Source organism: Bhargavaea sp. GQ12, assembly GCF_059758705.1.
In genome coordinates this window covers 60,601-83,432 of sequence record NZ_JCAXEU010000006.1, presented here as the reverse complement: position 1 = coordinate 83,432, position 22,832 = coordinate 60,601, and the positions used below count along the sequence as shown (strand labels likewise).

Here is a 22,832-nt window from a genome sequence, read left to right as displayed (position 1 = left end):
CGTCGTATTAAATAATATATCGTTTTATCTTTCTATTGATATTGACTAATTCATCAATGCTGCAATCGATATTCTTAATTATCGAAGTTGTGGTTGTATAACTGCCAGCTCCAAATGATATAACTTCTCTTCCGTCTTCGTTTTTCTTTAAGATAGGGCTATTATCAATTTGGCCTGGCCTCAAGTTATGAATAAAGTCGTTCCTAAACTTATTGATTTCATTCATCGTGTTACTCTTTTTATGGTTATCTAGGTATCTATACAAATCAGGGTCTACTTCTTTTAATTTCTTTAATACTCTTTGATTGAAACCCAGAGAGGGGTCTAGATTAAATCTATATCTAGCGTTAATCATATGAAAGACTTGATCTATAATCCCATAAAACCTTGCATAATAGCTCTCCGCATAAAAACTAAACCAATATTGTTTTGTATGGTCCTCCTCACTAAAATGAGGAAAATATTTAACTCCAATTTTTTCACCGGGTGAGACATACCATTCATCATCAGGGATTTCTTTTTCGTAGAAGTATAAGAGCAGAATGTAATTATTTACTAAGTCAAATATTCTATTGTTATATTCAGTAATACTAGTTGACAGTTTCATATCATGGTAAAAATTAAAAACATCCAAAGGGTTAAAGCTAGTGTATGGATTTTGGATCTGCAGTAAATCAAATTTCTCCTTTTTCTTATCGTATAAATTTCCCCATTCTATTTCCGTGGGATAACATAATCCTTTAAAAATATTCACTTTCCCCACTCCCTTTCCGACAACATTCTCTAAAGCCGGATGGGAATCCTTCACACCCAGTCATTTCTTAATGCTTATTTCCCCAGCTGCAACCGTGAGCCAAAAGCCTATCTGGAAGAGGAACCATGTGGTCAGTAATGGATGCTCATACACCGTCTGCATTGCCCTGCCCCTTTCGTTCTAGCTGGATCAGTCCATAGGTGATGCTTTCAATAACCTGTTCCTCCTCCAGAACTTCATCATCCGAGTCAATCAATGAACGTGTATGAATGTGCAGAAGTTCATGAACGAGTGTCCATTCCATATCATAGGGATCGTATCCTTCATGGTCGTTAGGATCCAATAACTTGATGGTTGCACGTTTGACCGAAGGCGTGCAGTAGCAATTCCCGAGGGCTTCCGGTACGCTCATTCCGTGAATGCGAATAATGGCGACATCGATGATCCAATCCTGCAACCTGAGCTTCTCCTGCCAGTAGACCAGCCTTTCTTCAAGCTGCTCTTGTGTGAGAAGCACTTCCTTGCGGTAATCCCTCATTTGCACCCTCCCATGAACGCAAAAAGGCACCGCAATGGGTGCCTAGAACGCTCGCATTATGTACATAGCACGGCGGGATAAACTGCCCGAACCACCTGCCGCGCCGACCTGCCTCCCAGTATACACGCTTTTCTCGACTCGCTCACTTCTTCGACGTGTGCGACGTTTGCGACATTTTCTCCACAATCGAATCCTTGATGCGGCCGATGTGCCGATCAGACAGCCCCATATGCCTCCCGATCCATCGCATGGACTTCCCCTCAAGCAGCCAGTGCAGAACCTCAGCCTCCCGGTCATCAGTGATCATGCAAATTCTCTCCTGAACTGCCATAATCTTTCTCTCATAGTGAGTAATTCGATTCCATCGTTTTTCTCGGCGAGTATATTCCCGGAAAATCGGATCACTGTGCGCGCCGGCAGCTTTAGGCATAACAGCCTCGAGACCATAAGCAGCCGTTAATCCTTCACCGATATCATTCAATCCTTCCCGATTGACTTTGACGCTGTTGATCATCCAGTGGTAGTCCTTCAATAGTTGTTCCAGCTGCTTCTCGTCCATGTATAGCCCTCCCCTAGCGCTTGCGAATGGCCCCGCCCGGTGCCCGCTTGTATGTGTCCCTGCTTACACCCATGAGATCTTCCCAGTCTTTGCGGCTCACAGGCGGCCTCTCTTTCTCTTTGTCGTCCTGATGTCGGCCAGGGGGCTTCTGCACTTCACCCATTGTCCTCACCCCTTGATTCGGAAAATAAAAAGAGGACAACAAATGACACAGCAAATTGCCGTAATCAAATGTTGTCCTCTGGTTGGCCAGGCGGACTAATTATTATAAAACCGGTTCATTTGTTTACTAATTTCTTGATAGCGAGATTCTTTTCCGTAAAACAATAATAATGGCTTAATAGCGTAAGACAAGAAATGTGAGGCACTTGCCAAAGCCGTTTTGCCCATTTGAATATTCCTCAAATCAGAGAGTAAAATATCACCCTCATTAACTTTTATTTGGCTACTTGCATTCATAACATGGGTTTCTTGAGATAAAGATGAATACGGGCTGTATTCATGATCTAAGCTGATTTTTTTAGCTAATTGCTTTATTGAAGTAATATTAGTTTTAAGTGTATACCAGGTAATAATATTTGAACAGTTATCTTTTTTTGCCTTCGCAAATTCATTCCTGACTTCTTCAAATTGCGGATCTCTGTTTATTCTCTTTAAAATAGAATGGTATTTCTTTTTATTCTCTTTCGCCTGCTCAAGCATTTCATTAAGAGAAGAAACATTCTCTAATAATTTTTCAATTTTATTGTTATTAGCCTTTACTTCGTGTTCATTCATTTCGCATTGCTTTTCATAACTCTTTAAGTTTTCCTCGGGCATAACAACACCCATTTTCTCCTTCAACACTTCATACAACCTTCTATTATTCCGGTTTTTATTTATGCTGTATACCAAAAATTCATTTTTTGAATTAAGGTATTCAATATCTTCAAGTCTTTTTTTCTTGTACTTAAAACATTCATCTTCATGATATGTTAGTTCGCTTAACCCTTTGGTACAAGAATTTATCTGATCAAAATAATGATAAGACAACGCCCGGAATTCAGAGTCTTCTTTTATCATATACATGAAATACCAATAGTTTTCTAGAACTCCTCTACTAATAGTTAGTGCTGAATCCCCAGAATTATTGTCTACTAAAATACAAATAGCATCTACTTTCTCAAGTATCTTTCTAAATAATAACAAGGGAATAACCTTATGAATTGGTAAATTCTCGTCTTCTGATTTTATTTCATCATATATTTCTTTTGATATTTCTTCCATAACTTCTACTAAGTATTGTTCTGGTCTCAAAACTCTTCTCCCTCTTCCCTCCGCATCCGCTTAACCTTCCCCTGATGCGTCACAATCTTGTACTCTCCGAACTCCGGTAGCTCACGGACCTTGGCCTTCCCCTCCGAAATAACTACCACGCAGTTTGCTGGTAGTTCCATTATATCAATCTCAAGCTTCCCGCGACCATCAAATGTCAATTCGCCCATGTATATCCCTCCCACTTGAAAAGCACTGATTAAACCCCTCCCCAGGTGGTTTAGTCAGTGCCTCGGTTGTTCCGATAGCGAACGGTTAATTAAGTTCATTGTTGACCCTTAGTACAAAAGAGATTGTTCTGGAAGTTTGAAGCAAGTATACTTACTAAGATTCAAAACCAGAAGGGACTGAACTATGCACAGATATCAGTATTTTTAACCCACCACATATTAAAACTGGAGGTAAAAGTATTGATAACCGAGATGTATACAGAAAGATTACACTTAAGAACAATGGCCATTGTAGATTCACCTGGTTTGTTCGAAATTTGGTCGGATTTAGATGTTACAAGATTCATGAATATCGACAATTTCACTAATGAAGACCAAGCAAAAGAAATGATTATTCATCTTGAAAAGTTAGCCCAAGAGAACAAAGCTATTCGTTTCACTGTAGTTGAATTAGAATCAGATAAAATTATTGGTTCTTGCGGATACAATTTTTTGGACTTCGATAACTCTAAAACTGAAATTGGTTACGACCTAGCCAAAACGCATTGGGGTAAGGGGTATGCAACCGAAGCAGTCTCAGCGTTAATAAACTTCGCCTTCAACTCTTTAATGTTTAATCGTGTAGAAGCCAAAGTTGAGCCTGAAAACAAAGGCTCTATAAAAGTTTTGCAGAAGTTAAACTTTACGTACGAGGGCACAATGCGTCAATGTGAAAAATCCAAAGGGAAATTTATTGATCTCAATATTTATTCCAAGCTTCAAACTGATTGAATTTCAACTGCCTATATTCCAGTGGAATATAGGCTTTTTTATTCAAACTGTCCGTACTTAAATACATATCTGCTTTATTAACTGATACTAGGCTTTCTCCGTAAAACTGACCTCCGACCGCGTCGGCTTGCCGTTTTCCCAATAGATGACCTGCTTCCCGAAACCGGATGCTGGAGGAGCCACTTTCTTTTCCTTGCCGTCCTTCACGATGTACACGCCATCTTTCTTCTCGTTGTCTTTCATGCTGTCTCCTCCCCAAATATGCCCGTCTCGCGCGGTTTGATCTTCCCTTCCTCCGCCTGGTCGATGATCAGCAATGTGATGTCCAGCTGCGTCCTTCGCATAGCGAATGCGATGCCCTTGAGCGACACGCCATCGTTCCAAAGCTTTCGGAAGTGTTCGATCTCCCGGTCCTTATAAACCCACCGGACGTTCCGGTCCTCGAAAAGAATGTGTGTCATTGCTTCCGACCTCCCTGATGGTGGTCCTCATGCTTGAGCACGTACCGGTAGCCGGACACCTCTATCACGGTCGGGACGTCCTTTTTCGTTTTGAGCACCGTTACGATCGGACGGAATCGTTCTCCTTTTTTCCGGATACGCCACATAGATCATCCCTCCCCAGCACTTCCTGCACGAATGCGTATTGGCGCTGAACATATGGATCTGTCAATCTGCCGCCGGACAGTACCCAGTCAGTAATACGGTCCAGTGCGTCTTGGATAACCGCCTGTTTCATCGTTTCTTCCTCCACGTCACGTTGTAGCCGTTTTTGTCCTTCTCGATCGTTGCGATTCGGGTAGCCATGGCATCGTGGAACCCTTTGTTGTATGACTTCTTGTTCTCGTGGTCATAAAGAACGCCAGTCAACAATGATGCAATAACCCCGCCGAGTACAACAGCCCAGAAATCTACCATCATCCCTCCACCTCGGGCGCCCGTCCCTCAGCTACCAACCGTTTCAGAAGCCCTCGAGCCTCGAGGAACGTGCATGTCTTGCCTGTGCTCTTCAAGATTTCTTGAACCGTGAGCGTCGTGAACTGCTCATATCGAATGTCGTATAGGCCGCGCCGTGGTGTTTGCTTCGGCTCCCATTCCCGAAGGTTTGCCAGCAGCGCCGTATACTTCTGCTCCAAATCATCTTCCCGGGGCCGATCCACCCCGAACAGGCTCATTTGCTTTGCTTCTGCCATGCCTCGACTCTCCACCCTTTCCGCTTCTTTCTCCCGACCTCCGCAGGGATGGCCGGCTCATAGATCCACACCTTTTGTTTCTGGCCGTCGACCCACTCTGTCCTATGCATCAGCACCCACTTCGGCCGTCTCATTGGTACGATCTGGTCCACTTGGAATACAGGTGCAACTTATGGATATCCGCAGGGTCTCGGTGCTCATGGCCACATCGCGGACAGTCAATCCGATAGGTCCAGCGGAGAAGGCTTTCGTGATGTTCGTCTATAAACACCGGGCTGTTGCATCCTTCACATAGCAGCGTCAGAGTTGTGTTTTTCTGCATTCCTCTCGCCCCTTTCGTTACTCTCGCACCCATTCCTTGTCCTTGAGCCGAACCACGACGAGCTCCTTGCCGATTGCCTGTTCCAGCAGCTTCCGGCGCAACGGAAAGTCTCTCGTGACCGGTCCTCCCTTGACGTCCACAATTTCCTCGCATCCGTCAATGTAGGTCACACGGAAGTCTGCCGTATACACTGCCCCCGGCTTCTCCCGCTTACCCACCCCTCGACAGAGGGAGCATTGAATCTGATTGGCAGTCTTCCTGCTGATCTGCTTGCCGGTGCCTGAGCATCGTTTGCACTCAACTTGGTAACGGTCGATGATTTGGAATTGCGGATGGACCTCGATGTCTTTTACGGTGGTATCCCATTTCAGTAGCTTGTAATAGGCCGCTTCGGTCGCTGAATCGAACTCGATGCCGTCCACCGTGACTTTCTTAGACACGAACTGCCGCGGCTGCCGGACGGACCGTGCGCCCTTCTGGCGTTGTCTCATCAGCCCACCGCCTTTTCCGCATACTTCACATACTCATCGATGGTGATCTGCCGTTTCAGGAACTCCGCCTCGGCTTCATCATGCTTCCGCTTGCAGGTCGGGCCGTAACCCCTCTCGATACTCTGGGTAGCCTTCAGCGGCCGGCCGCAGCGTTTGCAAGTTGCTTCAGTCATCCGTTTCACCTTCTTGAATTACTGTGGTTCGCACGCTGGATACGTCACTTAACCGAATATAAATACCACTAGTTTCATTGTCACCAAGGGTTATGCAACCGGATAGGTCGTCTCGAAATCCTTCAGACACTACCTCACTGATTCTCACAAGCTCTTGCACCTTCTCCGCCTCGGTGATTTCGACGATCTGGCTTTCTCTCGCGCCATTCCTAAACAAAAATTCGTAATTGACCTTCATTACAAGCTCCCTCCCGTCAGGATTGCCAGCAGCACGATCAGTAGCATCGCCCCGATCATCAGTCCCAAGAATTGTTTAGCGACCATTCCTCTGCATCTCCTCGTACAGTTGCTCCGCGGCCGCTTGTGCAACGGCAGACACTTGGATGAACTCGGACAGTAAATCGCCGGCATCCGTTTCCTTTTCGCTCGGCATCCCCTTTTGTGTCGCCTCTGCTACTTCGCCGACCTCCTCAACCAGGATGGAAAGCCAGCGGAGCATGTCATGTCTCTGGACTCCCCACTTGGCATCCTGTCTCCGTCGTTCAGCCTGCACCATCGCACTAACATGCATCTGCAATTCTCTTACGTCCATTCAAACCGCCCTCTCGTTCTCTCTCTGCTGTCCTGTTTTTCCGTGAGTGTTTGTTCGTTCTCGGTCTTCCTAGTCGCCCCATAAGGTAGAAACCACTAAATTCGGCATGATTTTCCGTAGTGAGCAAAAAATCATAAGGTCACTGCCATCCGGCCCGCTGTTTCGGTGTTGCCTGATTGCCCTGGTGCACGATCCTGGCGACAAAGTTCCGGCCTCGTTTAAACGTTTCGCCGGCTTGTTGCCATCCGGAGGCCTCCATGTGGTTGATTAGCTCTTGCAGCCTCTTTTCCGTGTGCGCCCATACCGCTTTCTCTAGGTAGCCGTCAGCCCGTTGCCGGACGTTGTTCGGGAAGTAGTCGTTCATTTGACCAGCCCTTCCTTTCGCAGTTGCCGACGTACCAACGAGCAGCGTATCTCCACTGCGCTATGCGACCGGTCTGGGAACAGCGCCGAAACTTGTGTGCCGGTCTTGCCCTTAAGGAGTTCACGCCGGATGATTTCGTCGTCCTTGGACGTCCAGGGCTGTTTGGCGACTGGTGTCTTGATCGCTTTCTCGATCGACCATCCTTTTTTGATGACCCGAAAGCGTAACAGGCTGTAGCTGACGCCGTGCAGCCTAGCGGCCTCGACATCTTCAGGCGAGAAGCGATTTCTTCCGCCTATCAGCAGACCTTCATCGCTGGCATTAACCTTCTCCATGAATAGCTTGCGTTTTCTCTGCCGTTCCTCTTTGAGGCGGCGCCGTTCTGCCGGTGACATCTCTTGCAACCTCTGTAACTTCTGCTCGGCTGCCTGGGCGTCCTTAGTGAAGCCCACGTCGCTCGACCTCCTCCTGTCGCTCCATGATTGCCAGATAATCGTCGTGACTGCGGTTCCGGTCCACAGTGAAGGCAATCTGGTGGCCGCAGTGCTCAACAATGTTCACAATCCGCTTGGTTTCCTCGATTTCCTCTTTCGATTTGCTCCGTGTGTCGGTGTAGCTGATCCCCGTGTAGTGCAGCATGTCCGTTCCTCCCCTAGTAGTCTTTGAGATTGATAGAGTTGGCTAAAAAATATAGGCTTCACGCCACTTGTTGTTCTAGCCCCAGCAGATACGCCACCGCGCCGTCCCGGTCTGTCCCGAGCGCCTCCTGCAGCTTCTCCAGGTATTCGGCCGCCACGCGCTCCAGCTGCTCGTCCTGCTGGCCGGAGTCGTTCCATTGGCCGCATGCAATGATTAAGGCGCCAGCCAGGTATTCGGGTGTGTTCAGGATGGTATCGGTGTGCTTCTCGATTTGGTTCATAATTACTCCCCCTCAAAACGCCTTCCGGCGGTAGTCTTTTCCGTTCATCACGAGAATTTCAGTGCCGTCGAGGATCCGCGAGAAGTTCCGCGTCCCAACCTTTTGCTCAAGCTCCCCGCTCGATAGGTTCGTCGTGTAGATCGTCGACTTCCCGGAACGGCCGTCTACGACTTCGAAGAGCTTGCTCCAGACCCAGTTGTCGTTGCCGTTCCGGACGTTGGTGTATTCGGCACCCAGGTCGTCCAGGACAAGCAGGTCCACTTGGGCGACATATTCCAGCAGCTGAGCCTCGGAGAAGCCCACGCCGCCATTGTAGGTGTCCTTGATTTTCGTCAGGAGCTTTGGAACCGATAGGAATATTGCCGAGTGTCCTGCGTCCAGCAGAGCTTTTGCCGCCGAGTAAGACAAGTGGCTCTTGCCGGTCCCATAGGATCCCGATAGCAGAAAACTTTGAGGTCGCCCCGTATCGAACTGCTCGACGAATTGCAGAAGCCTGCCCTTTGCGTGCGCTAATTCAGGAGAGGGAGGATCGTATGTGCCAAACGACGCCTTCTTAAGTGATTCGTTGATGAGAGACTGGGCATCGAACAGAGCACTCATTCGGTTCATCTTTGCCTTGCGGTCGTTTCGAAGCGCCCTCTCGGCCAGTGAGACATCGCCGCACTTACACCCCAGGTAAAACCGTTCGATCTTGCCCATCTCCGGACCGCCGGCGATCGGCATCTCAGTGACTTTGACTTTTTCACCGCATCCTTCGCAGTCATAAGTGTTCAGGACGACCGGCTCAGGCATGTTCAGTTTCTGCATGATGTACTGGATGGCTTGCATGCTGGCACCTCCTTAAAATCCGTAATTGTATTCACTGTCGACCTTCTTCTTCGGTTCAAAAGGGCGAACGTTGCTGAACTTGTTTCGCTCATGGGACCGAATCTGATCTAAGGTGGTCAGTTTGTTGTTCGACCACTCTTTGAGCAGGTATTCAACAAAGGCGTAATGCCGTTTGTTTTTGTCGTCTGCGACCTTGATGGCCTCGAGCAAGATGTCTTTGTCCTGGCCAAAATCATTGAACCAGTGTTCAAGGGATTCAACCTGAAAGGCAGACAGTCTGCAGATGCTCGATTCGAATGCTCTATGGACCTCGACAAACGGATCAGCTGCCGGAGTGGTAGTAGTAGGTAGTTCTTTAATTCTTAAATTCTTTAATTCTTGTTCTTGTTCGCAGTTAGTTCGCACTTCGTTCGCCATTAGTTCGCTGTTAGTTCGCTGTTCCTCGTTTTGGGTGTTCGCAGTTAAATTGTTTGGGTCTACAAAACCTTGATACTTCGCATAGTTAAGGATGGTGAACAGCGTTCCCAGTTCCGTTTCTTTAACGTTCACCCTTTCGGCCTCAATGAGTTTGTTTATGCTCTTCTTAATTGTGCTAAGAGAGTAGGATTTGGTTCCTCTTCCCTCTTTATAAGCAAGGTCTTTCGCGAGATTTCGATAGGACCTGATGTACTGTCCACGCTTTAATTCGTGTCCTTGAACCTTCACGCCGTCTTGATGTGCAGCCATCATCAGAAGGAACATGAAAAGACGGAAGGTTGTCACGTCGCTCCAAAGGTCGCTGTCCATGATCTGCCGGTGCATCTTAATCCATCCACTCATTCAAAGCTCATCCCTTTCTGATGATGGGGGGCTTTTAGCCCCTCACATCACACCAGCTTGTTCATGTACTCTTCGGCTGTTTCTTTCCGTGGATTTTCCTCTTTGGGCCGCTCCTCAGCGTCGTGAATCGAGTAGTCCGTCACATCGATGACATCACTCATGTCTTGGGCGATCTCGGTCTTGATGGTCGAATCAGCTTCAACTGACTTCTGCAGCTCAATCGACTTCGGCGCATACTTCAGAACCTCTTTGAGGACCGTCTTCTTCGCCATCGCGTCGTAGTTAGTCTTCCATGGGCTTGTCCAGCCTTTCTGGACCGCTTGACTGAACTTCTGGGCGTGCTGGTCAATGCGTTCTCTTGTCCAGTACACGAAGTCGTAGCCGCCGTTCTGAAGGTGGTAGACCGCGTAATAGCCGACAGGCTCCCCTTCAGGGGTTGGGGCAGGCTTGTGGATCAAGTCCTTCGTCAGACCGTAATGGAATTCGAACTCGTCGTTCGCATAGACTTCGTGGGCATAGATGGCTTTGTACTGTCCGCTTCGGACAGCGAGATCAATGAGCCCCTTGTAACCCAACTGAAACTGAACCTGCTTGCCGTATGGGATGAGGTAGGCTTGCCCGAGGCCGGTGTTTGGCTCAACGCCGAGCTGGGCCGATTGCATGATGGCTGCCAAGAAAGACATCTGGTCGCACTCCAGGAGCTTTGGTGTCGTCCGGACCGCCGTCATGGCAATACGGGCGATTCTGTCGGCGTCCAAGTGTTTCGGCAATGCACGCTGGATTTCTGGGCCCATGCGTTTCAGAAGGTGGTTGAGTGATTGTTCCGGGGATACTTGCTTCTGAACGCCGTTATTTGCTCGCTGGGCGAGTTGGTTTTTCACTGTTTCTTTATTTGCCATGGATGGGTTCCTCCTTATTTCACGCTGAATCGGCGTGAGCTCGTTTGGTTGATGTACTGCTCGTATATCTCAGGCTGTTCTGCCTTCAGGCGCTTTGTATCCAGCCGGTTGGAGACATAGCTTTTCCAGATGACCGTGCGCTCTCCGATCAAGCCTTTCTCGTAATCCTTGAGCATGTCTTTCAGCTGGTTCTCGTACTCTTTCTTCTGGCGTTCGGTCTCTTTCAGTTCCTCGCTGATGGCGTCCAATGCTTCCACCAGGGCTTCTGCATCCTTTGGCAGATGAATCTCCGATTCCGGTTCGGACTGCGGATAGAGCGCCTTCAGCAGATCCACTGACGCCTCCGATCCGTCGAAGGCTGGCGGGTTCTGAGGAACGACATGATTGAGCCAGAAGTCTTTCTCGATCTCGATCAGGTATTGGATGATCTCTTCGTCACGCTCGATGCGCTTGAAGTGGAACTTGTTGCCCCCGAGAAGGACTGCGATCCACCATGCCTTGAATCCGGTCACGGCCATGTAGTGCTGAATCTGCAGCAAGTAGGCGGCCGGGATCTCCTCGCCTTCCCATTCACCCTTCATGAATTCGCTGGCCGTCTTGCATTCGAGACCTTCCTTCTTCCCGACAATCAGCCGGTCCACGTTGGCGAGCATCCAAGGGTACTCCGGGTGTTTCAGGATGGCATTGCGCCGGCGGACCTTCATGCCGGATCGTTTCGTGAACTCCTGAGCGACGATGTCTTCCATGACGTTGCCCCAGTATGCCGCCTCCCCCGCTTCGTCCTCCGGCGCCTCTCCCACCTTGTCCAGGTATACCGCGACAGGAGACTTCCATTTGTTCAGGCCTGCGATGGCGGAGACATCACTGCCCCCGATTCCCGCACGGCGTGCTTTGAGCCACTCCTGCCGGTTCATAGCGGCCGTGCTGATCAACACTTCAGCTTGCAATATTTTCCCCTCCCTTGAAAATCGGCGGGCTCTCCGGGTATACTTAAGTGAGAATATGTTCCTAAGAGCCCTAAGTCCGCTGTAGCCGCAGCGGGCTTTATTTTGTTTCGTAAAACACGACTCCGCACTGATCCATCAGGTAATCTCTAACGTTGTCCTGCAGCACGACCCGACCGGCATCATCAATGAAGTACTTGTCGCCTGTTCGGATCTCGTCACCGTACATATCCTCGATCGGATGATCAGCGACTACGCCGTGATCGATTGTGCTCCACTGCCGATCCTCATAGGTGAGATAGGACTGTGACGGGTAGCCGGTCGTCATGATTTGAGATACGGTCGGGTGATCCATTCTGGTACCTCCTTTTCAATTTGTTTGTGCATAGCCGCTTTGTAGTCCATCAGTCGGCCATGCCGTGCCGCTATCCTCTCCGGCGACCATTGTTGTTTACGGCCGAAGTGCTGTGCCACCTTGCGGGTGTAGTAGGCGATGCGAGCGTCGATAATTTTTTGCATGTTGTCACTCCTTTCCGATGGTTGAATCCCATCAAGAAACGCCGGAGCCGATATTCTATGGCAAGAACATTCAGCACCAAGGGGGATTGGAGGTAGCCCCGACGCTTCTTGATGGGAGCCAGGCTCCCGTGGTATAATTGAGTTAACAAAACAAGCTTTCGGCGGTCTGACGGTGCAACGTCAGGCCGTCTTTTTTATTTGCCTGTCGATCAGCTCGACTGCTTCCCTGAGCAGGTCAACGGTATGAATGTTATCGGCGCGCTTTTCGATTCTGATCACCTGTAGGATCCTCATCTTGGCTGCTATTAGCTCGTCCACTTCCTCTCTCCTTTCATAAAACAATCCATAAGATCAATATGATCAGCAGCATCCCGGCGGCGATGAACCCGTAGTCTTCGGCCAGCCTCTTAATCAAATGAACCACCCTCCTATACATCCCGTGACAACCGACATCATGTTTTGTAAGATCGTGAGTCCGTCCATCCCGCAGATAAAAGCCACCATGACATCCTGTGCCTGTGTGAGCATCGTCCAATCGCGGAACAACGTCATGGATGGCTCTTTGCGGTTATTTTCAATCCGGCTCACGTCCGCTTGCTGGATATGCAGGCGGTGCGCCAGTTCTTCCTGCGAAAGCCCCTGGCGCTCCCGGGCGGCCCGCAGTACAGCTCCGTATTTCATGTGATCACCCCCTTATGTCGGATTGACATACTACTGGGGGTGGTCTTGATGTAATCTAAAGTTGTACCTCCCAAATGCCTCGCAAGATATTCACTTCTCATGACTCTTCCTATAGCCGGGCCTTCCCCGGTCCCCTCCCCATTTTTTTTTTGCGTCTGTCCACGCTCATTTTTTAATCACCATTCGTCCATGATCTGCTTAATCACTTGTACCGACTGCTCGTAGTACCAGAAGCGCTTCCCGTTTTGCTTCCTGCGTTCCAGCAGCCGCATTCGAGGATCGTGCAGAATGTTTTCTTCCAGGAATGACTTGCTCATGCAGAGCCGTTTTGACATTTCGTTGATGTCCCACAAAATTAGAGTGTCTCGGAATATTTGATCCAGCCGGTCATTGATCTGGCGCTGGATCTCCTGCTCGTCCAATTGGACTTGAGCCAAACCCATGTGAACCCCTCCCCTCATTCATTTTTATGCATCAGCAAACCCTTATTTCCGAATTGGTAACTTTACTATCAAAAAAAAGCTCTTGAACAGGTACCTCTAGGATTTCGGCGATTGCAGCTATATCATCAGCGCTAATCGTACGAAGACCTCTCTCTTTATAGTAGTAACCTTGATAGTGTTCATAACCAAGACGGAGCGACATTTCCTCAATAGAGAAATCTTTCTTTGTTCGAAGATCCTTAAGGCGTTCGAGGTTTACAGCACTCCGTTTCGCCATTTCGCTCACCTCCCTCCTATTACCTTTTCGGTAACTTTAACTATAATCTATATTACCATTAAGGCAATGTCAACTGTTTTATTACCCTTTCGGTAATTTTATATTTTTACCGGTTTGGTAATGGTATTATGGTGGCAATAAATCTATTAAAGGACGGAAAATACATGTCTACTCTCAGCAAGAGGATTAGGTATTTGAGGGAACGGAGGGGGTTTAGCCAGAAGGACTTTGCTCAGAAGATAGGAGTCTCAAACGTTGTCTTGAATAGATACGAATCTGGAGACCGAAAGCCAGATGGCGAAATGATTGCTAAAATTGCCCAAGTCTTAGAAGTAAGCACTGACTATTTGCTAGGCCTCACCGATGATCCTGCCCCTCCTTGGGAGCTTCCAAACGGCATTTCCGAAACTTGGTTCAACCATCTCGACGAAGGACGAAAAAACTTTCTAAAGCGATTAGTAACCAGCGAGGCATTCGCCCTCAGTGGGGATCCAGAACAGTTCATGAAAGATCTCGAAGAGTATGTGGAATTTAAGAAGTTCCAAGAGGAGTATGAGAAAAAGAGGAATAAAGGAGGAGAGTAAGTGAGTAAAAAGCCAATTATGCCGTGGTATTTGAAGACCTGGCTAATTGTTTCTTTCGCATTTCTTTCCGGGATAACCTTGTGGTTGCTTCCAATACCAATAATTTTGCTGATCTTCCATTTAAGAAAATCCAAAGTGCTCAACTCAGAGGTAGAGAAGCTTAATCAGCTGAGGGATAGCGGATTCCATGAAACAATTGATTTAACATCTCGAAATGCAGAGTTGAAAAAGGAGATCGATGAAAAGACTAGTTTACTCTCTGAGCTAAACGAAACAATAAGTCTGAAAGCTCTTAAAGAGCAGAAACAGAATGAAGTTACTGAGATGGAGAACAAGGTAGCAACCATCAAAGGACAACTTGAATCCCTCAGTAAAGAGTATGTTGAGATGGAAGATGAAGTACTGCTGCAACAACATGGATTTTATGAACCCAAATACGACCTTCAAGACTCGAAAGCTTTTAAAGCTAGACTAAAAGAAATAAGAGACAAGCAAAAAGAGATGGTACGCAAAAAAACTGCTGCATCGTTCAGTACTGAATGGCAAGTTAACGGAAGCAAAGCCGAAGGAAGAAAGATGATCAACAATTATGTTCAATTGTCAATAAGATCGTTTAACAACGAATGTGATGTTGCGATATCTAAAGTCACCGTATCAAACGTTGGGTCTATGAGAGAAAGAATCAAGAAAACATTTGAACGAATAAACAAATTGAATCAAAGCAATAACATTACGCTTACAACAAAGTATCTTAAGCTGAAGTTGGATGAACTTGATTTGGCGTTAGAGTACGCCCTAAAAGTTGATCGAGAAAAAGAAGAACAAAGAGAGATTAGAGAACAAATGCGAGAAGAAGAAAAAGCGCGCAGAGAAATTGCGAAACTCAAAGAAAAGGTTGAGAAAGAGGAAAAACACTTCCTTCAGGCTATTCAACAGTTGGAAGAGCAAAAGAGAAGTGCTAGTGATGAGAAGTTGGCGGAGTTGGAACAAAAACTCATTGAGTTGCAAAAGAAACTAGAAGAGGTTAATCTCCAAAAAGAAGATGTGCTTAACCGCGAACGCAATACAAGAGCTGGCTACGTCTATATTATTTCTAACATCGGTTCATTTGGGGAAAACATATACAAAATTGGTATGACAAGACGTCTTGAACCGATTGATCGAGTAAAAGAACTTGGCGATGCTTCAGTTCCTTTCCACTTTGATGTTCATGCAATGATCTTTAGCGAAGACGCCCCTTCCCTAGAAACTATTCTTCACCAGACATTTACTAATCGCAGGGTCAATATGATTAATGAACGCAAAGAGTTCTTTAATGTAAGCTTAGAAGAGATTAAAAAAGTTGTTGAAGAGAATTATAACAAAACTGTGGAATTTAAAATGACCGCTAAAGCGGAAGAGTATAGGGAGACCCAAGCACTAATTGAAAAAGAAAAGAGTCTAGTTAATGCTTAATTTCTGAATGGAGGAGTGTATTATGTATTTTCTAGCAGTCATTCTTCCCCCCGTTGCTGTTCTGCTGGTAGGGAAACCTTTTCAAGCGCTATTAAATCTTGTTTTGACACTTTTCTTCTGGTTCCCGGGTGCCATCCATGCCGTATTGGTCGTCAAAGATAAAAAGGACGATAAACGAATGCAGCGTCAAGCTGAGATGATCTCAAAATCGCGGAAATAAATTCCTCTCGCCCCACTCGGGCTTTTCTTTTAACCACTGAATAGAACATACGTTCTATAAGGAGTGATGAAATGCGTTATATTTACACTACTATCGAGGAATATGTACATGTCCTGTATCAGTCAATCGATATAATTTCTCCTCGTCAGCTTGATGCGGAAGACATTGCTGCCCGTTTGGGTTTGTCGGTCATGTACGCTCCTCTCATGTCCTTCTACTCTAACGGAGTCATTAATATCGACGACCGACTCTCAAAAGAAAGACAATGGCAGGACTTTACCCATGAGCTCGCTCACGCTCTGCTGCATGTCGGGAACCGATTCCACTTACCTCCTCCATTTGTTGCTTATCAGGAGGAACAGGCAAATACCTTCTCGAGGCACGCATGCATCCCAACGGCCATGCTCCACAATCTTGATCTGCCGGACCATGAGGCGGCCGCTGTGGATATGCTGTGCACGGCTTTCTGTGTCGAACCGGAGTTCGCACGACTGCGGCTTCATCAATACATAAGGAACCACCTTGCGCAAAACAGAGCACTGTAAACAGCTACCCGGAAAGGGGGTGATGCACACACTTCCGTCCCCTCCCCCACAAGCGTCTGTCCACGCGAAAAGAAAGGGAGATCAAGATGGAGCGAATCCCATCGAAGAAGGAGAAGGAAGTTTACTATTACTACACGGGGAAGAAAGAGAAGAAATGGGGCTATCGGATGCGGTACTACGATGCCCTCGGCAAACGGCGGGAGAAGTCGAAGCAAGGACTGCCATCGGAGAACGCTGCCATCCGTGCCTTGCTTGAAGTAAAAGCCTCCATATTCAACGGAGAGACCCGGCAGATCGAGAAATCAAACATGACGGTATCAGAATGGGTCGATATCTGGTTCGACACGAAACAACATAAATGGAAGGTATCCACACGGGACCACCGGGAGGGTATAATAAATAATTATATTAAGCCTTTAATAGGAAGATATAAGTTATCCTCCCTCGACAGGACCACCTACGAACGAGAATTTCTTAATGTACTGCATAAGAAGTTGGCTCAACGGACCGTTCACCTCTATCATCAGACCTTTATGATCGTGGTGAATGCAGCGGTTGACGATGAATACCTTCCTAGGAACCGGTTCAGTGGAATGTCTGTTGACGTGACGAGAAAAAAGACCGCCTTTCTTAACGCACGGCAGTTAAATACTTTCTTGAAGGTGGTCAGTGATCATGCGCTGCCTACCCATAGCGCCCTCTTTCACCTTTTAGCGTATTCTGGCCTCCGGCTAGGAGAAGCGCTTGGTCTCACCTGGGAGGACATCGACGTCCAGAAGAAGACCATCACGGTGAACCGGACACGCGACACCAAAGGAGTGCGGTCCCCGAAGACGCTCAACAGTCAACGAACGATTATGATTGACACCCAGATTCTCGACATGCTGATGAGCTACAAGCTTTGGACCAAGGCACTGAAGTTGCGCCACGGCAAAGGTCACTCCGAAAGGGATTTTGCCTTTGTTTCAATTCAGTGCGCCCCGATCAGTGCTTCTGCCTGCCAACGCTATCTGAAAGATTTCCTGAACCGACATAAGATGGGGATACCGGACATCACCCTTCACGGACTACGACATACACATGCCACCTTGCTCCTCACCCAGGGGCTGCCGGTCCATGATGTCGCAGAACGTTTAGGGAACACAGCCGAGATGATTATGAAGATTTATGGACATGCCGTTGATGACCTGAAAGAAGAGTCTGTCACCCTCTTCGCGAATGCCCTTAATCTATGAATTGGGGGAGATTTTGGGGGAGCCCTTCCCTCTATCGGCCGCAAAGATAGTGCTGCCAATAGGTTCCCAGGGTCCCTCCGCAATATGGTATAATATGACGAGATTTTAAGGGGGGATCCTGTGGAATCAAGAAATCCATTTAAATATATAGAAGAGAAGGTCAACGAGTTCCAAGAATCGCAATGGGGCCGGCGGCTGAGGATCGGATCGGGCGTCGCCTGGAACCTCCTCCTCCTCTTCGGGGTCACGGCTGTCCTGCTGGGAATCTTTGCAGGTTCGGCCGGTGCGGGGTATTTTGCCTCGCTCGTCAAAGAGGAGCCGCTCCGGTCAAAGGAAGAAATGCGACAGACGATCCTGACCTACGAGGAAACATCCGAGCTGTATTTTTCGGATGGAGTCTACCTGGGCAAAGTCAATGCTGACATCGAGCGCAGGGAGACCAAGGTTGGAGATGTCTCCCCTCACCTGATCAATGCGGTGCTGGCGACAGAGGACGAGTACTTTGATGAACATCAGGGGATTGTCCCGAAAGCGATTCTCCGGGGACTGTTCCAGGACGTCACGAACGCCGACTCCCAGACAGGGGGATCGACGCTGACCCAGCAGCTGATCAAGAACCAGGTCCTCACCAATGAAGTTTCCTATGAGCGTAAGGCCAAGGAGATCCTCCTCGCCATGCGGCTTGAAAAGTTCATGGAGAAGGAAGAAATCCTTGAAGCTTATCTGAACATCATTCCATACGGCCGTAATGCATCCGGCCAGAACATCGCCGGTGTCGCGACCGCAGCGGAAGGTTTGTTCGGGGTCACCCCGAAAGAACTCAACCTTCCTCAGGCCGCTTATATCGCCGGCCTTCCCCAGGCTCCATTCCTCTATACCCCATTCTACTCGGGACAGCGGGGAATGAAGAGTCCGGAAGAACTGGAACCGGGCATCGAACGGATGAAAACGGTCCTGTTCCGAATGAGGGAAACCGGCTACATCACCGATGATGAATATGAACAGGCTGTCGTCTACGACATCACCAAGGACTTCAAGCAGCCCGAGCAGCGGGCGACTGAACGTTATCCGTTCCTGACCCCCGAAATCCAGGCAGACTCCAAAGAGATTCTCGCCAGGATCCTCGCGGAAAAGGATGGGCTTGACCCTGCCCGGCTTGATGAAGAAGCCGAATTGCTGGCCAAGTACATGCAGCTGGCCGACCGGGACCTGAAAAGCGGCGGGTACCGGATCCATACGACAATCAAAAAAGACTTGTATGACCGCTTCCAGGAAATCAAAAACAACTTCGAGTATTACGGCCCGACGCTAACCGAGTCAAAAGTCGACAGCGAGACCGGCGAAACGGTCGAAGAGCTGAATCCCGTCGAAGTCGGCTCTGTGGCTGTTGAAAATGGTACCGGCCGTATTCTCGCCTTTGTCGGGGGCCGTGACCATCAGATCGAACAGACCAATCACGCAACCAGTGCTTTCCGCCAGGTCGGTTCGTCCGTGAAGCCACTCCTCGTCTATGCACCTGCGATCGAGTTCGGCCAGATCGGGGCAGGCAGTCCTGTTGTGGACGTCTGGGCCAACATCGGCGGATGGAAGCCTAAAAACTTCGTCGCTTCCCGACAATACGGGATCGTGCCGGCACGCGAGGCGCTGTCCAAGTCGTATAACCTGGCAGCCGTACGGACACTTGGCAAGATCGCTGACAAAGACCCGACCCAGTTCCTCGACAAGATGGGCTTTGACCAGATTCAGGATTTCCAACGGAACGTACCTTCCGCCGCACTCGGTGTCTACTCGGCATCTGTTGAACAGAACGTCGGAGGCTTCTCCACTCTCGCCAATGGCGGGAAATTCGTGAAGCCATACATGATCGAGCGGATTGAAGACAGCGAAGGAAACGCTGTCTATGAACACAAGTCCGAGCCGGTTGATGTCTTCAGCCCGCAGACGGCATATATTGTCACGGACATGCTGCGTGACACCGTGACATCCGGAACGGCCACCATCATGAGGCGTGACCTTAACTTCCGCCCCGATATCGCGGCAAAGTCCGGAACGACCAACGACTTTAAGGACGTCTGGATGATGGGGTACAACCCGAACGTCACGCTCGGCGTCTGGCTTGGCTATGACAATCAGCAAAAATACAATCTCGGCAGGATGACATCCCGGGACCTGCAGCCGAGCACCAGGGTGAACAAGCTGTTCGCGCGGCTCATGAATGGCATGAATGAAGTGGCACCGGACATCGTGGCGGCCGGTGAACGCTTCCAGCAGCCGGAAGGCGTTGTCACCCGTTCGTTCTGCGGCATCTCGGGAATGGCGCCATCCAAGGCCTGCCAGGCGGCCGGACTGATTCGTGCCGACCTGTTCAACGCCCACACATTCGTGCCGAACAAAGTGGATGACAGCTTCGGCGCATCAGGAGGTTCCTATGTCGTGGCGGGCGGCACCCGCTACCAGGCCCTCCCTTCCACGCCAAGGGAATTCGTCCGGAGCGGCGCAGCGGGCATCAGCAAAGACTTTGTTGACCGCATGCTTTCTCCGTACGGCGGTGACCCATCCGGACTCTTCCCGAACGGATCCAGGTTCGGAACCAATATCGTGTCCGCACGCAGCTACAGCGGCATCTCCGGCGCGCCAATCGCACCTGGTGCTGCGCGCTCCGGCAGCAACATCACTTGGAGCAACTCCCCTTCCGCTGATGTCGTCGGCTACTATGTCTACAAAGACGGGGCCAAGATCGCATCAGTGGCCTACGGCGGCTCCTACAGTGCCGGCGCATCCGCTCCGGGTTCCTACAGCGTAAGGGCAGTAGATATTACCGGACAACTTTCCGGTCCATCGAATGTCATCACGATCGATGCTCCGGAACCTCCTCCTGAGCCGGAAAACACTGAACCTCCGGAAGAAAACAGCAATGAAGGATCCGAGGGCGGCAGTGCTCCACCATCTGACGGCAACGAAGAAGAGCCAGAGGAAAGCCAGCCGGAGAACGGCGGAAATGGTAACGGTGGAAATGGCAATGGTAACGGAAATGGTGGAAACTCCGGAAATGGAAACGACCAGAATAATGGAAATGGCGGAAACAGCGGCAACGGCGGCTGATCCCCATTCACCCGGCATCCTAAACGAGGATGCCGGGTTTTTGATTGCATCCGATGAATGCAAAAAAGCTGCAGACAAAGGAGCAGTGCTCTTCGTCTGCAGCTAATGGGAGGGTATATGTTAACGTCTCAACCGAGTTTGTTAACGTCTCAACCGACTATGTTAACGTCTCTATCAAAACAGCTATCTTCCCCCTCTTTTCTCCATCACAAAAAGCAGGCAGGAAAAATCCCTGCCTGCTTTATATTGGTGTTCTCAATCTTCCATTGTAGACAGGTCGCCTGTAGGAAGGTCGAGCTCCCAAGCTTTCAGCACACGGCGCATGATCTTGCCGCTCCGTGTCTTCGGAAGCTTGTCCTTGAACTCGATTTCACGCGGAGCCGCATGGGCAGCGAGGCCCTTCTTGACAAACTGGCGGATGTCCTCCTTCAGCTCATCTGTCGGCTCGTAACCGTCATAAAGGGCTACAAATGCTTTGATGATTTCGCCGCGAACCGGATCTGGCTTGCCGATGACTCCGGCTTCGACGATTGCCGGGTGCTCGATCAGCTTGCTTTCGACTTCAAACGGACCGACCCGTTCGCCCGATGTCATGATGACATCATCAACACGTCCCTGGAACCAGAAGTAGCCATCCTCATCCATATAGGCAGAATCGCCGGATACATACCATTCATCATTCAGGAAGTACGAGTCATACTTTTCCTGGTTGTTCCAAATTTTTCTCATCATCGCCGGCCAGCCTTTTTTCAGTGCGAGGTTCCCCATCGAGTTGGGAGGAAGCACCTTGCCCTGGTCATCGACAATGGCCGCCTCGATACCCGGAACCGGCTTGCCCATCGAACCCGGCTTGATTGGCAGGGAAGCGAAGTTGACGATCATCTGGGCACCTGTCTCTGTCATCCACCAAGAATCATGGATCCGTTTATCGAAGACTTCAAGTCCCCATTTGACGACTTCCGGGTTAAGCGGTTCGCCGACCGAAAGTACATGACGGAGGGATGACAGATCGTATTCCTTGATCAGCTCGTTACCGGCACCCATGAGCATCCGGAATGCCGTCGGCGCGGAATACCAGACAGTCACCCCGTAATCCTCGATCGCCTGGTACCATGCTTCAGTCTTGAAGCGGCCGCCCAAAATCAGAGATGTCGCACCGGCGAGCATCGGGCCGAATACCCCGTATGCTGTTCCCGTTACCCAGCCTGGATCCGCCGTGCACCAGTATACATCAGTGTCTTTCAGATCGAGCACCCATTTAGCGGTCTGGAGTTGCTGGACCATTGCGTACTGGACATGAAGAACCCCTTTTGGCCGTCCGGTCGATCCTGATGTATAGTGGAGGACCGTGCCATCTTCTTTACCGAGCCAAACCGGTTCGAAGTGCACCGATGCCTCTTTCATATGTTTATTGAAATCGACGATCTTGTCGGTTTCTTCAATATCCTCGCCAACCAGGAACACCTTCTCAAGCTTCGGAAGCCGGTCGACCGGCACACGATCGAGAAGATCCGGTGTCGTGACGATCGCTTTTGCTTCCGAGTCGTCAAGACGGTCGAACACTGCACCTTCCATAAAAGCCTCGAAAAGAGGACCCACAATCGTCCCCATCTTTAATCCGCCGAGAAGAGCGAAATAAAGCTCAGGGGAGCGCGGCATGAAGATAAACAGACGATCGCCCTTGTCCAGCGTTGAATGCGCTTTCAGCACATTGGCGGCTTTGTTCGTCATGCGTTTCATCTGGTCGTACGTATACGCTTCTTTCCGGTTTTGGTCCTGGTAATAAAGTGCGACTTTATTTTTCCGGAAGGATTCAGCATGGCGGTCTACGGCTTCATAGGCGATATTCACCTTGCCTGTATCGGACCAGCTAAACTCCTTTTCGGCATCTTCCCATCGGAACTCTTTTGCGGTCTTTTCATAGTCCGCCAGGTTAAAGTCCCCCTCTTTAACCGGAATGATGCTCTGTTCCATTGTTGCCATAAAATCACCCTTTCGTTATACGAATACTCTACCATTCTACACGAAAAATCAGAATATGTGGCAATCTTTTAACTTTTGGGCCTTTGGTCAGAGTGGGAATAAATCCCTTTACCCAGCTAAACGGTCGCCATGAACAAGC

The 22,832-nt window shown here is 49.1% G+C and carries 38 protein-coding genes; 7 read left to right on the top strand and 31 right to left on the bottom strand.

Annotated features, from left to right (window positions below; translation table 11 throughout):
- Positions 1-7: 7 nt before the first annotated feature.
- From AC6CHQ_RS07605 to AC6CHQ_RS07580, 6 genes are all read right to left on the bottom strand, one after another.
- Positions 8-754 (bottom strand): Cthe_2314 family HEPN domain-containing protein, encoded by a 747-nt coding sequence (locus AC6CHQ_RS07605; protein WP_498081240.1) that lies wholly within the window; start codon positions 752-754, stop codon positions 8-10.
- A gap of 145 nt (positions 755-899) precedes the next feature.
- Positions 900-1,292 (bottom strand): hypothetical protein, encoded by a 393-nt coding sequence (locus AC6CHQ_RS07600; protein ID WP_498081239.1) that lies wholly within the window; start codon positions 1,290-1,292, stop codon positions 900-902.
- A 142-nt stretch (positions 1,293-1,434) separates the two neighbouring features.
- Positions 1,435-1,851, bottom strand: a complete 417-nt coding sequence (locus tag AC6CHQ_RS07595; protein ID WP_498081238.1) for a LuxR C-terminal-related transcriptional regulator — start codon at positions 1,849-1,851, stop codon at positions 1,435-1,437.
- Positions 1,852-1,864: 13 nt separating this feature from the next.
- On the bottom strand, positions 1,865-2,014 hold the full coding sequence (locus tag AC6CHQ_RS07590) for a hypothetical protein (protein WP_498081237.1): 150 nt from the start codon (positions 2,012-2,014) through the stop codon (positions 1,865-1,867).
- Between the two features lie 95 nt (positions 2,015-2,109).
- Entirely contained in the window at positions 2,110-3,147 is a 1,038-nt protein-coding gene (locus tag AC6CHQ_RS07585; RefSeq protein WP_498081236.1) for a DUF5677 domain-containing protein, read from the bottom strand.
- On the bottom strand, positions 3,144-3,335 hold the full coding sequence (locus AC6CHQ_RS07580) for an XtrA/YqaO family protein (RefSeq protein WP_498081235.1): 192 nt from the start codon (positions 3,333-3,335) through the stop codon (positions 3,144-3,146). The genes AC6CHQ_RS07585 and AC6CHQ_RS07580 overlap by 4 nt, the downstream gene beginning before the upstream one ends.
- A gap of 240 nt (positions 3,336-3,575) precedes the next feature.
- Between AC6CHQ_RS07580 and AC6CHQ_RS07575 the strand changes: the two genes are divergently transcribed.
- Entirely contained in the window at positions 3,576-4,106 is a 531-nt protein-coding gene (locus tag AC6CHQ_RS07575; RefSeq protein WP_498081234.1) for a GNAT family N-acetyltransferase, read from the top strand.
- A gap of 87 nt (positions 4,107-4,193) precedes the next feature.
- Here AC6CHQ_RS07575 and AC6CHQ_RS07570 read toward each other — a convergent pair whose 3' ends face one another.
- The 24 genes from AC6CHQ_RS07570 to AC6CHQ_RS07455 form a co-directional block, all read right to left on the bottom strand.
- A complete protein-coding gene (locus AC6CHQ_RS07570) occupies positions 4,194-4,349 on the bottom strand; it encodes a DUF3954 domain-containing protein (RefSeq protein WP_498081233.1) in 156 nt (51 codons plus the stop codon).
- The gene (locus tag AC6CHQ_RS07565; protein WP_498081232.1) at positions 4,346-4,567 is read right to left on the bottom strand and encodes a hypothetical protein; all 222 of its coding nucleotides are present in this window, start codon (positions 4,565-4,567) and stop codon (positions 4,346-4,348) included. Before AC6CHQ_RS07565 ends, AC6CHQ_RS07570 begins: the two co-directional genes overlap by 4 nt.
- The gene (locus AC6CHQ_RS07560; RefSeq protein ID WP_498081311.1) at positions 4,564-4,713 is read right to left on the bottom strand and encodes a hypothetical protein; all 150 of its coding nucleotides are present in this window, start codon (positions 4,711-4,713) and stop codon (positions 4,564-4,566) included. The genes AC6CHQ_RS07565 and AC6CHQ_RS07560 overlap by 4 nt, the downstream gene beginning before the upstream one ends.
- On the bottom strand, positions 4,668-4,844 hold the full coding sequence (locus AC6CHQ_RS07555; RefSeq protein ID WP_498081231.1) for a DUF6877 family protein: 177 nt from the start codon (positions 4,842-4,844) through the stop codon (positions 4,668-4,670). The genes AC6CHQ_RS07560 and AC6CHQ_RS07555 overlap by 46 nt, the downstream gene beginning before the upstream one ends.
- The gene (locus tag AC6CHQ_RS07550; protein WP_498081230.1) at positions 4,841-5,023 is read right to left on the bottom strand and encodes a hypothetical protein; all 183 of its coding nucleotides are present in this window, start codon (positions 5,021-5,023) and stop codon (positions 4,841-4,843) included. The genes AC6CHQ_RS07555 and AC6CHQ_RS07550 overlap by 4 nt, the downstream gene beginning before the upstream one ends.
- Positions 5,023-5,298, bottom strand: a complete 276-nt coding sequence (locus AC6CHQ_RS07545; RefSeq protein WP_498081229.1) for a hypothetical protein — start codon at positions 5,296-5,298, stop codon at positions 5,023-5,025. The genes AC6CHQ_RS07550 and AC6CHQ_RS07545 overlap by 1 nt, the downstream gene beginning before the upstream one ends.
- Before the next feature lie 339 nt (positions 5,299-5,637).
- Positions 5,638-6,111 carry a DUF1064 domain-containing protein gene (locus AC6CHQ_RS07540; protein WP_498081228.1) on the bottom strand — a complete coding sequence of 158 codons (474 nt, stop codon included), beginning with the start codon at positions 6,109-6,111 and terminating at the stop codon, positions 5,638-5,640.
- On the bottom strand, positions 6,111-6,284 hold the full coding sequence (locus AC6CHQ_RS07535) for a DUF6011 domain-containing protein (protein ID WP_498081227.1): 174 nt from the start codon (positions 6,282-6,284) through the stop codon (positions 6,111-6,113). The genes AC6CHQ_RS07540 and AC6CHQ_RS07535 overlap by 1 nt, the downstream gene beginning before the upstream one ends.
- A complete protein-coding gene (locus tag AC6CHQ_RS07530; protein WP_498081226.1) occupies positions 6,277-6,522 on the bottom strand; it encodes a hypothetical protein in 246 nt (81 codons plus the stop codon). The genes AC6CHQ_RS07535 and AC6CHQ_RS07530 overlap by 8 nt, the downstream gene beginning before the upstream one ends.
- A gap of 75 nt (positions 6,523-6,597) precedes the next feature.
- Positions 6,598-6,876 (bottom strand): MazG nucleotide pyrophosphohydrolase domain-containing protein, encoded by a 279-nt coding sequence (locus AC6CHQ_RS07525; RefSeq protein WP_498081225.1) that lies wholly within the window; start codon positions 6,874-6,876, stop codon positions 6,598-6,600.
- 139 nt (positions 6,877-7,015) lie between these two features.
- On the bottom strand, positions 7,016-7,240 hold the full coding sequence (locus AC6CHQ_RS07520; protein ID WP_498081224.1) for a hypothetical protein: 225 nt from the start codon (positions 7,238-7,240) through the stop codon (positions 7,016-7,018).
- A complete protein-coding gene (locus AC6CHQ_RS07515; RefSeq protein WP_498081223.1) occupies positions 7,237-7,692 on the bottom strand; it encodes a hypothetical protein in 456 nt (151 codons plus the stop codon). Before AC6CHQ_RS07515 ends, AC6CHQ_RS07520 begins: the two co-directional genes overlap by 4 nt.
- Entirely contained in the window at positions 7,679-7,879 is a 201-nt protein-coding gene (locus tag AC6CHQ_RS07510) for a hypothetical protein (RefSeq protein WP_498081222.1), read from the bottom strand. The genes AC6CHQ_RS07515 and AC6CHQ_RS07510 overlap by 14 nt, the downstream gene beginning before the upstream one ends.
- A gap of 58 nt (positions 7,880-7,937) precedes the next feature.
- Positions 7,938-8,159, bottom strand: a complete 222-nt coding sequence (locus AC6CHQ_RS07505; RefSeq protein ID WP_498081221.1) for a hypothetical protein — start codon at positions 8,157-8,159, stop codon at positions 7,938-7,940.
- Between the two features lie 12 nt (positions 8,160-8,171).
- Positions 8,172-8,987: an ATP-binding protein gene (locus tag AC6CHQ_RS07500; RefSeq protein WP_498081220.1), complete on the bottom strand. Its 816-nt coding sequence runs from the start codon at positions 8,985-8,987 to the stop codon at positions 8,172-8,174.
- Between the two features lie 12 nt (positions 8,988-8,999).
- Positions 9,000-9,806 carry a DnaD domain-containing protein gene (locus AC6CHQ_RS07495; RefSeq protein WP_498081219.1) on the bottom strand — a complete coding sequence of 269 codons (807 nt, stop codon included), beginning with the start codon at positions 9,804-9,806 and terminating at the stop codon, positions 9,000-9,002.
- A gap of 47 nt (positions 9,807-9,853) precedes the next feature.
- Entirely contained in the window at positions 9,854-10,705 is an 852-nt protein-coding gene (locus AC6CHQ_RS07490; RefSeq protein WP_498081218.1) for a recombinase RecT, read from the bottom strand.
- A 14-nt stretch (positions 10,706-10,719) separates the two neighbouring features.
- On the bottom strand, positions 10,720-11,652 hold the full coding sequence (locus AC6CHQ_RS07485; protein WP_498081217.1) for a YqaJ viral recombinase family nuclease: 933 nt from the start codon (positions 11,650-11,652) through the stop codon (positions 10,720-10,722).
- Between the two features lie 97 nt (positions 11,653-11,749).
- Entirely contained in the window at positions 11,750-12,004 is a 255-nt protein-coding gene (locus AC6CHQ_RS07480; protein WP_498081216.1) for a YqaI family protein, read from the bottom strand.
- Positions 11,974-12,168, bottom strand: coding sequence for a hypothetical protein (locus tag AC6CHQ_RS07475; protein WP_498081215.1), 195 nt, complete (start codon positions 12,166-12,168; stop codon positions 11,974-11,976). Before AC6CHQ_RS07475 ends, AC6CHQ_RS07480 begins: the two co-directional genes overlap by 31 nt.
- A 180-nt stretch (positions 12,169-12,348) precedes the next feature.
- A complete protein-coding gene (locus tag AC6CHQ_RS07470; protein WP_498081214.1) occupies positions 12,349-12,486 on the bottom strand; it encodes a hypothetical protein in 138 nt (45 codons plus the stop codon).
- 93 nt (positions 12,487-12,579) lie between these two features.
- Entirely contained in the window at positions 12,580-12,849 is a 270-nt protein-coding gene (locus tag AC6CHQ_RS07465) for a helix-turn-helix domain-containing protein (protein ID WP_498081213.1), read from the bottom strand.
- Positions 12,850-13,025: 176 nt separating this feature from the next.
- Entirely contained in the window at positions 13,026-13,292 is a 267-nt protein-coding gene (locus tag AC6CHQ_RS07460) for a hypothetical protein (protein ID WP_498081212.1), read from the bottom strand.
- 31 nt (positions 13,293-13,323) lie between these two features.
- Positions 13,324-13,569 carry a helix-turn-helix domain-containing protein gene (locus tag AC6CHQ_RS07455; RefSeq protein WP_498081211.1) on the bottom strand — a complete coding sequence of 82 codons (246 nt, stop codon included), beginning with the start codon at positions 13,567-13,569 and terminating at the stop codon, positions 13,324-13,326.
- A gap of 164 nt (positions 13,570-13,733) precedes the next feature.
- On the opposite strand from AC6CHQ_RS07455, the gene AC6CHQ_RS07450 reads away from it, so the two are divergent.
- The 6 genes from AC6CHQ_RS07450 to AC6CHQ_RS07425 all read left to right on the top strand — a co-directional run bounded on the left by AC6CHQ_RS07450 (position 13,734) and on the right by AC6CHQ_RS07425 (position 20,710).
- Positions 13,734-14,153 (top strand): helix-turn-helix domain-containing protein, encoded by a 420-nt coding sequence (locus tag AC6CHQ_RS07450; RefSeq protein WP_498081210.1) that lies wholly within the window; start codon positions 13,734-13,736, stop codon positions 14,151-14,153.
- Positions 14,154-15,608, top strand: coding sequence for an SNIPE associated domain-containing protein (locus tag AC6CHQ_RS07445; RefSeq protein WP_498081209.1), 1,455 nt, complete (start codon positions 14,154-14,156; stop codon positions 15,606-15,608). It begins immediately after the preceding gene.
- A 19-nt stretch (positions 15,609-15,627) separates the two neighbouring features.
- A complete protein-coding gene (locus AC6CHQ_RS07440; protein WP_498081310.1) occupies positions 15,628-15,828 on the top strand; it encodes a YqaE/Pmp3 family membrane protein in 201 nt (66 codons plus the stop codon).
- Positions 15,829-15,899: 71 nt separating this feature from the next.
- Positions 15,900-16,373, top strand: coding sequence for an ImmA/IrrE family metallo-endopeptidase (locus AC6CHQ_RS07435; protein ID WP_498081208.1), 474 nt, complete (start codon positions 15,900-15,902; stop codon positions 16,371-16,373).
- Between the two features lie 86 nt (positions 16,374-16,459).
- Positions 16,460-17,608 carry a tyrosine-type recombinase/integrase gene (locus AC6CHQ_RS07430; RefSeq protein WP_498081207.1) on the top strand — a complete coding sequence of 383 codons (1,149 nt, stop codon included), beginning with the start codon at positions 16,460-16,462 and terminating at the stop codon, positions 17,606-17,608.
- A gap of 120 nt (positions 17,609-17,728) precedes the next feature.
- The gene (locus tag AC6CHQ_RS07425) at positions 17,729-20,710 is read left to right on the top strand and encodes a transglycosylase domain-containing protein (protein WP_498081206.1); all 2,982 of its coding nucleotides are present in this window, start codon (positions 17,729-17,731) and stop codon (positions 20,708-20,710) included.
- 255 nt (positions 20,711-20,965) lie between these two features.
- Here the strand turns inward: AC6CHQ_RS07425 and acsA are convergent, their stop codons facing one another.
- Positions 20,966-22,693, bottom strand: coding sequence for an acetate--CoA ligase (gene acsA, locus AC6CHQ_RS07420; protein WP_407640873.1), 1,728 nt, complete (start codon positions 22,691-22,693; stop codon positions 20,966-20,968).
- Positions 22,694-22,832: the final 139 nt, after the last annotated feature.